The sequence below is a fragment of the Allobosea sp. P2_A10 genome (assembly GCF_056405115.1).
The window spans coordinates 1-7,846 of the sequence record NZ_JBFUCS010000040.1 but is presented as its reverse complement, the minus strand read 5'-3'; the positions used below and the strand labels follow the sequence as shown (position 1 = coordinate 7,846).

The following is a 7,846-nucleotide window of genomic DNA, read 5'->3' as shown; positions in this document are numbered from 1 at the left end:
CCCGCGCGTCGCGACCGCAACCCGCATCGCCGTCGAGATCGTCCGCCGCAAGCCCGACCAGATCGGCTTCGCCGTCCAGCCGCGGCGGTGGGTCGTCGAGCGCTTCTTCGCCTGGATCAATCGAAACAGACGGCTCTGGAAGGATGCCGAGGCCACCATCGCCTCCGCGACGGCCTTCCTCTACGCAGCCGCCGCCATGGTCCTCATCCGACGCATCGCTCGAAACTCATGAGTTCCGGGACGGACTCTTAGGTTCCGGCGGCATATAGTCTGCGTAACGCTCTCTCAACAACTGGCGAAGCCGCGCCCCTGATCTAAACGGCCAGCATTCATGCCGACGCAATTCGAAGCACTGGCCTTTGCGGTTGCTGGTTGCCGCACCGTGCGAAACTGATTTGGTGGATATTTCGGCTTACGGTCGACGCCACCTGCTTTCGCCGTCCTATTCCAATGGCCAAGCCACTCGCCAAACGCAGCGGGCAACATCGAGTTCCCAAGCGAGGCTTGTGAACGAGGCGCAGGACACCAGCACCGCGGCGCCAATGCCGCCCAACAGGCGCAGTGCCTCTTCGATCACGTCCCGCATACGAGCCGCCCCATCTCTTGCGCTTGTGTGTCTCGCAAGTCTCGCGCCAAGGCCGGCGCCACGCGCTAGTGTCGCAGCAATGGTGAAAGTCGCGCCTGATCCGGAGCGCCAGCGTTCATACCCACGCTGTTTGGCCTGCTGCTGGTTTCGTGTTTGAGGCGCTGGTGCCGGGCGGACAGCGGCGCCACTGCCGACTTCACGATCCGCGATTGAGGCGGTTATATTGCGGACCCTCGGTCGCCGCGCTGGCGTCCGAAACAGTCTCAACATCTGGCAGCGTGAGGCAGCACCGCTTGGCGACCGCGGCTGCGACCCGCACGAGATCGACCGAGCCGTCGACGACCACTGACCGCAGATCATGATCGGCATCGACGATGCACCGCGGGTCACGACCAAGCTGCTTGGCAATTTCCAGATAGATCATTTGACCTAACCGCTGCAGCTCAGCCTCGCACATCGCACACACCTGCTCTTAGGGTCGCTGGCGCCCTGCGGCGTAGATGGCGACGCTGGACCGCGAGCGCTAGCCATCGCCGCCGGTGGCCCGCGCTGCCCCGGCGTGACGCCATCAGCGCCTGGAGTACCCCCCCCTATTTAGGGACCGTTTCAGCGTCCCGCCATGCAGCGGACGCAAGACCCCGGAATTCGTCTAGGTGCAGACTATAAAAAGGGGGTAACAACTGTTACGAAAGACAACAAGAAATGGCTTCTCAGAGCGAATATGCGGCCCACCGCGGCGTTAGTCGTAAGACAATCACCGTCTGGAAGCAGCGGGGATTGCTCATTTTTGACGCCGATGGCAGTGTCAACACCGCCAAAACCGATGCATTCATTGCGAACCACGGTGGGAACATCACGCCGCTGCCGGCCCGATCCAACCTGTTACCTGGCGTGCCTGCTGCTGTCCGCACAGTAACAGTCAAGTGTCCGCAGTGCGGACAGCGTCTATCGTCAGTGTGAACAGGTACCTCCGCTGTTAAGATCGGCCGCCGACGCCAGCTGTGGACGTCAAGCGCCAGCGGCCGGCCTGCTTAGGCCCTTGAGAGGGTCGAGGCAGGCGCAGCTAATTTGCCCGTGAGGGAGAGCCAAGTCGATAAATTCCGCCCAGCCAGCTGTCACTCTTAGCGGCAGACTATTGCAAATTTTCGTAAAAATAGCGTTCATCGAGGTCGGTTTTAGGTAGCATTAACCGATCGGAGTCACGCTTTGGATCAACGGCCGTGTGTCGTTATCCAAGGTCGGTGGGCACGTCATGAATTTGAATAACATCAGGATTGGCACCAAGTTCGTTGGCGCCATTCTCCTCATGGGCCTGATCGGTCTTGGCGCTTGTGCCTATGCGGCCATTGAGATGAAGACCGTCTCAAGCGAGTTCGCCGCGATGTTGGACGCTGATCCCAAGGCAATCCTGTTCACTGCCAGGGCATCTCGAACGGCCAACGACCTGTTGGCGCAGACGTACAAAATCATCGCATATCCGGGTGGTGCGTCCGAGATACCCATCGCCAAAACACAGAGCGAAGAAAGCTACCGCAGGACGCTTGGACACCTGTCGGCTGCATCGAAGGTCTTCCCAGCTGCGAAGGATCAGTTCGATAACTTGGCCGCCCAGGTCAAAGGCATCAAGGCGACAGTCGATCAGGCAGTTTTGCTTGGCGAGCGCGACGAGAACGACAAGGCGCTCGCGGTGATGAACACGCTCGACGGCAAGCTTCGCAGCTTGGTCAACGAGACTGTCAGCTTCAACACGCGGCTGATCGATGATCTCGATGTGCGCTCTAAGGCCTTGCTCGGCGCCACCGAGCGGACAATTCTCTTCACGCTCATTGCCAGTTTGGCCGGCATTATGCTGGGTGTTGCAGGCTCGATGCTGATGTCGTCGCGCACGGTGACGGGCCCGCTCAACCGCCTCAAGCAGGCGATGGGCGAACTCGCCGCCGGCAATTACGACGCCGCGGTGACCGGCGATGCCCGAAAGGACGAGGTCGGCGACATGGCCAGGACCGTCCTGGTCTTCAAGCAAAACGGCCTGGAAATGCGGCGCCTCGAAGCCGAGACCGAGCAGTCGCGCTCGGCCTCGGACGAACAGCGCCTGCAGAACGAGCGCGAGCGTGCCGCCCGCGTCCAGGAGCAGGAGCGTCTGGCCGCCGAACAGCGCCAGGTCATGGAACTGCTGGCCAACGGGCTCGATCTGCTCTCCAAGGGCGACCTGACCTGCCGGATCGATGCCGGCGTCGCCGCCGACTACGAGAAGCTGCGCGACGATTTCAACACCGCCGTGGCGCGCCTCAGCGAGACCGTCCGCACCATCCAGGCGACCTCGGCCGATGTCGGCAATTCGGCGCGCGAGATCAACATGGGCGCCGACGACCTGTCGAAGCGCACCGAGGAGCAGGCCTCCTCGCTGGAGGAGACGGCGGCGACCACCGAAGAGCTCGCGGCTTCCGTCAAGGCGTCGGCCAACTCCTCGAAGCAGGCGGTCGCTCTGGCGCAGCAGGCGATGTCGGTCGCCGAGAAGGGCGGCGCCATCGTCACCGACGCCGTCGATGCGATGAGCCGCATCGAAAGCGCCTCGAAGAAGATCTCCGACATCACCTCCGTCATCGACGAGATCGCCTTCCAGACCAACCTGCTGGCGCTGAACGCCGCCGTCGAGGCGGCCCGTGCCGGCGACGCCGGCAAGGGCTTCGCGGTCGTCGCCTCCGAGGTGCGCACGCTCGCCCAGCGCTCGGGCGACGCGGCCAAGGACATCACCGCGCTGATCAGCGAATCCGGCCGCGAGGTCGAGCAGGGCGTGGCGCTGGTCCGCTCGGCCGGCGAGGCGCTCAGCCAGATCGTCGAGGCGTCGCGCAAGGTCTCCGCCACCGTCTCCGACATCTCGGCGGCCTCGGCCGAGCAGGCCAACGGCATCGACGAGATGAGCCAGACCGTCGCCCATATGGACGAGATGACGCAAGCCAACGCCGCGCTCGCCGAGGAAAGCGCCGCCAGCGCGACCTCGCTGATGAGCCAGATCCAGCACCTTAATGAATTGGTGGCGACCTTCCGAACGGACCGACAAGGTTCCAAGCGTGCTATGCCGCCTATGACCGCCATTCGAAGGGTCGCATAGCGCCAAGTGCAACTGGCGTCCTGGCGCCGCCCGCGGCTTCGGGCCATACTTCAGCCGGTCGAAGGCCCGGTCTCGCTCGCGCGAGGCCGGGCTTTTTTGTTCTCTTGGCGTTCGCAATCTGACGCCCGGCGGTTGTGGATTGCTCGGCGCGACTACTCGAACGACGCATGACCGTGCGGTAGGATTGCGCGAATCGAGGAAACCAGTCCATGGCCAAGACCCCGAAGGATGCCGCTGCCGCCGCCAATGCCGCTGCTCGGCAATTGGAGATGGAATTGGTGCAGTTCCGGCTCGGCGATCAGAGCATCGAGTTCAACGTCGACATCACCGCAGAAACGGTCTGGGCGACGCAGCAGCAGATCGCAGACTTGTACGAGCGCGACCGGTCGGTGATCGCCAAGCACATTCAAAACATCGTCGCAGAGGGCGAATTAAGCGAAGCGGCAGTGTGTGCAAAATTTGCACAAGCTGGGCCAGACGGGAAAATTTACGAGGTCGCCCATTACAACCTCGACATGATACTGTCGGTCGGATACCGCGTCAGCGGGCCGAAGGCCACACGCTTCCGCCAGTGGGCGACAGCAACTCTGCGCTCGTACATCGTTGACGGGTATGCTCTCAATGAGCGCCGGCTCAAGGACGCCCCGAAAGCGCTCGCTGCCTTGGCTGCCAAGGTCCGCGAGCTGCGGTCCGACGAGCGCAACATCTATGCCTCAGTTCGAGATTGCTTCAAGGAAGGGTCGAGCGACTACGACGCCCAATCGCCAGCATGCCGGTCGTTTTATGCTCGGCTGCAGGACAAGTTCCATTTCGCGGTCACTGGGAAAACGGCTTCGGAGATTATCCTGGACCGGGCCAAGCACACCGAACCCAATATGGGCATACAAGCATTTGAGGGAAACCGACCAACGATCGACGAGGCCAAGATCGGCAAGAACTATCTGGACGGTGAGGAGCTTTACCGGCTTCACATCCTCTGCGAGCAGTTTCTGCTATTCGTTGAATCAGCGGCCTTACGCGGGCGGCAACTAACGATGGGCCAGCTCGAAGCGAAATTCGACGCTCTGATGACGATGAGCGACTATCCGGTCTTCCCCGGCTACAAAGATTACCTCCGAGATCGCGCTGTTAAGCACGCACAGGCCGAATATGCTCGATGGCTAGTTAGGCTGAAAGCGGATGACGTGCAGCGCGTGCCGCGGCGGGCCTAACTCTGATCCTTCCACCGCGTCGCGTCATCATGCGCGAGGTTCCCGGCATTGGCACAATGCGCTTTTGCTTTCTGCTGGGGAACATGTCTAATTTCCCCGTCGTCAGCGAGGGGAACTCGCTATGCCGTTTGGAAAGCTCGCTGTTGAGCCCGAAGACTTGGCATATCTAACCGCGGCCTTCGACGCCGCATGGGCCGAGATCGAGAGGGTGGAGCCCATCGACCCGCTCGCGAGATCCGCAGCACGCGAGCGACTGGGCTTCATATTTATCCAGATTTGGCGTGCCGACCCAGATGCGCCGCTTGTCGAACAGGCGGTCAAGGCCTTCCGCGCAGGTGACGCGTCGCCAGTTCGACAGGATGCCTGATCCGCACGGGAGGTGGCAGCGTATCGATGCCAGGTTGCGATGGACCTGCCTTCCCCCGGAGGCATCCGCGAGCCTAGCCACCGCCGGTCGACACCCCCCGGGCGGTGGCGCCACACAGGCTAGCGCGAAAGCACCACTGCAAAAAGAATCCCGACGACGCAGGTTATCACGCCTGCCAACCACACGCGCCAAAACCACCTCATGGGTCGTCGCACCGTGAAAGAAGCTTGAATTTGGGCGTGGCAAAATAACACTCATCCTCGTAATGCAGCGGCGTTCCGTCATCGAGGGTATAGAACCCGCTCGACGACTTGGCGTCATTACGCCAGACGATGACTGTATAGAGGTTGCCATCTTCGTCGTGGCAGCGCTCACGCTTGACCTCGACCGCGTTAGGGTGTGCTACGTCGATCATCGCGTCACGCCCGGCTCGTCGCGGACGACGACTGTCGCGCCGCTCTTCTTCGCCATCTTGGCTGCCACGGCCTCTGCCTCGGCACGTTTCGGCGTCTGATGCCAGAACGCTCCGCTGCGGTCTTTCACGGCCCAATCGGGCCCGAGACGGCATACCTTCAACACCTCAACCATGACGCCACCTGACAAACGCTACGTTGGTGACTCAACGGCGGCAGCCGGGCGGAGTTCCGGCCGGCTAACCTCCAGCGTTCGGCTTCCCGTCTTTTCGAAGGCGCCCTAGCAATGAAAGCGCGGCGCAGGCGGTCCGACTTCGCACAGACTGAACGCGTGATCTGGACCGACGACACCGGCGTATCAGCGGGCCAACGTACGCTGGAACGATCTTCCTATGCCAACCCATAGTGACCCCAATATAACTCCACCCAATGAGGTGATTTTCGATTGTCTTCTATGGGGGATTATAATTTGTTTGATGCTCAGCATATTCATTTGGGGCAGCAATTAATATTCAATCGTACAAATTTTCAATCGGCAAGAAAAACTACTTTCATCTGCCTCTTTTTTGTTTCCCATATTTTGATCTCAAGAAAGAGATCAGCCAACTCGCGTTCTTCAGGTGTATCCTCCAGACAACCAGCTAGATCGGCGATGCGTGCGATAACTTCTTCGTACTGCGTGTGTGTCCCGATTTTCTGGGACGCAACGTCCGTCATTCTAGCCTGTAGTGTATTCATGGACCTTTTCCAATTTCAACATCGCCCCCATAACCCGGCTATCTTATACGCTTAGTAACTGACCTCCGTTTCGTCGAAGATTTTGCAAAAACTCTGCGTGCCGCCCTCGTTATGTCGATTGTTGCGGTTGTCAGACCATTGCGGCTTCCCGTCGCGGCTCAACTAGTTTCTGCGGCCGCAGTTCCTCGCCGCTGCCAGTCTTGCTCAGCGGGCCCCATGCAGTGGTCGATATGTCCGTGCCGCGATGAACGGAAGCGAACATTTCCATTCAGGCAACGTTGGGTCGGCGACCTCTCTACTGAGGTTTAACGAAAACGAGGAGCAACCTAAATGCGATTCATCCTAATCGCCGCAGCTATCGTGCTCGGCACCGCCGGCAATCCCGCCGTAGCTAGCGAGGCCTTCTCTCGCGCAAATGCGCTCGACCAGGTCGAGGCCGGCTACACCCGCCACACCTACGAGCACCGGATGTGGGAAATCCGGCGCACCCAGGAAATGCGCGGCCGTAGAGGCTATCGCGGCGAGGGCTATGGTTACCGTCGCGGCGGCCCGCCTCCCTGGGCTCCGGCTTATGGCCGACGCTACCGCGACCGCGGCTACGACCGCTACTGAAATAGAATTCGCCGCCAAGGGAGGCCCGGCTACAAGGCCGGGCCACTTTTTTTGTCGCCGCGACACCATCACATCGCTCTGATCTGTTCTTCGTATTCCTTCGTTTTACCCGCTGCCGTTTGCGTCACCGTTTCGGGCGGGGACCGGGCATTCGGCCAAGTCCTGACGAGCGAGCAAGCTCGGATCGACGCTCAGCATAGGCGGGCGCGACCATAGGGTAGTCGTCGGGCAGGTTCCACTTCGCGCGGTACTGATCGGGCGTCAGTCCATATTTTGAGCTAAGGTGCCGCTTGAGCGTCTTAAAGGCCTTGCCGTCCTCAAGACAGATCAAGGCCTCAGTAGTGATCGATTTCTTGATCGACACAGCAGGTGTGAGCACCACAGGTTCGGCCTCGGATGCTTGCGATTTACCGAGTCCTTGGAGCGCGGCACTCGTCGATTGGATGAGGTTGATCAGATCACCGGTCCGAATGTTATTGTGAGCGACGTAGGCCGAAACGATCATGGCCGACAGCTGGAGCAAATTCGCGTCGTCTTCATCCATTTTGAAATTCCGTTAGAGTCCGTCCCGGAACTCATGAGTTTCGAGCGATGCGTCGGATGAGGACCATGGCGGCGGCTGCGTAGAGGAAGGCCGTCGCGGAGGCGATGGTGGCCTCGGCATCCTTCCAGAGCCGTCTGTTTCGATTGATCCAGGCGAAGAAGCGCTCGACGACCCACCGCCGCGGCTGGACGGCGAAGCCGATCTGGTCGGGCTTGCGGCGGACGATCTCGACGGCGATGCGGGTTGCGGTCGCGACGCGCGGG

General features: G+C 60.8%; 11 protein-coding genes. 5 read left to right on the top strand and 6 right to left on the bottom strand.

Annotation, left to right across the window (positions count from 1 at the left end):
- A partial coding sequence (locus AC1DZY_RS26250; RefSeq protein WP_476823086.1) for a transposase occupies positions 1–232 on the top strand: 232 nt, incomplete at its 5' end.
- 550 nt (positions 233–782) lie between these two features.
- On the opposite strand, the gene AC1DZY_RS26245 is transcribed toward AC1DZY_RS26250, so the two are convergent.
- Complete coding sequence (locus tag AC1DZY_RS26245; RefSeq protein ID WP_476823095.1) at positions 783–1,010, bottom strand: hypothetical protein; 228 nt, start codon at positions 1,008–1,010, stop codon at positions 783–785.
- Between the two features lie 1,176 nt (positions 1,011–2,186).
- On the opposite strand from AC1DZY_RS26245, the gene AC1DZY_RS26240 reads away from it, so the two are divergent.
- From AC1DZY_RS26240 to AC1DZY_RS26230, 3 genes are all read left to right on the top strand, one after another.
- Positions 2,187–3,698, top strand: coding sequence for a methyl-accepting chemotaxis protein (locus AC1DZY_RS26240; protein WP_476823094.1), 1,512 nt, complete (start codon positions 2,187–2,189; stop codon positions 3,696–3,698).
- Between the two features lie 209 nt (positions 3,699–3,907).
- On the top strand, positions 3,908–4,909 hold the full coding sequence (rhuM, locus tag AC1DZY_RS26235) for a RhuM family protein (RefSeq protein ID WP_476823093.1): 1,002 nt from the start codon (positions 3,908–3,910) through the stop codon (positions 4,907–4,909).
- A 121-nt stretch (positions 4,910–5,030) separates the two neighbouring features.
- Positions 5,031–5,276: a hypothetical protein gene (locus tag AC1DZY_RS26230; protein WP_476823092.1), complete on the top strand. Its 246-nt coding sequence runs from the start codon at positions 5,031–5,033 to the stop codon at positions 5,274–5,276.
- A gap of 199 nt (positions 5,277–5,475) precedes the next feature.
- Here AC1DZY_RS26230 and AC1DZY_RS26225 read toward each other — a convergent pair whose 3' ends face one another.
- The 3 genes from AC1DZY_RS26225 to AC1DZY_RS26215 form a co-directional block, all read right to left on the bottom strand.
- On the bottom strand, positions 5,476–5,691 hold the full coding sequence (locus tag AC1DZY_RS26225) for a hypothetical protein (protein WP_476823091.1): 216 nt from the start codon (positions 5,689–5,691) through the stop codon (positions 5,476–5,478).
- Entirely contained in the window at positions 5,688–5,819 is a 132-nt protein-coding gene (locus AC1DZY_RS26220; protein WP_476823090.1) for a hypothetical protein, read from the bottom strand. The genes AC1DZY_RS26225 and AC1DZY_RS26220 overlap by 4 nt, the downstream gene beginning before the upstream one ends.
- A 398-nt stretch (positions 5,820–6,217) precedes the next feature.
- Positions 6,218–6,427, bottom strand: coding sequence for a hypothetical protein (locus AC1DZY_RS26215; RefSeq protein ID WP_476823089.1), 210 nt, complete (start codon positions 6,425–6,427; stop codon positions 6,218–6,220).
- A 330-nt stretch (positions 6,428–6,757) separates the two neighbouring features.
- On the opposite strand from AC1DZY_RS26215, the gene AC1DZY_RS26210 reads away from it, so the two are divergent.
- Positions 6,758–7,039, top strand: coding sequence for a hypothetical protein (locus AC1DZY_RS26210; protein ID WP_476823088.1), 282 nt, complete (start codon positions 6,758–6,760; stop codon positions 7,037–7,039).
- A gap of 124 nt (positions 7,040–7,163) precedes the next feature.
- Here the strand turns inward: AC1DZY_RS26210 and AC1DZY_RS26205 are convergent, their stop codons facing one another.
- The gene (locus tag AC1DZY_RS26205) at positions 7,164–7,583 is read right to left on the bottom strand and encodes a Ros/MucR family transcriptional regulator (RefSeq protein WP_476823087.1); all 420 of its coding nucleotides are present in this window, start codon (positions 7,581–7,583) and stop codon (positions 7,164–7,166) included.
- A gap of 31 nt (positions 7,584–7,614) precedes the next feature.
- Positions 7,615–7,846, bottom strand: a 232-nt coding sequence (locus tag AC1DZY_RS26200; protein WP_476823086.1) for a transposase, incomplete at its 5' end; no start/stop codon positions are given.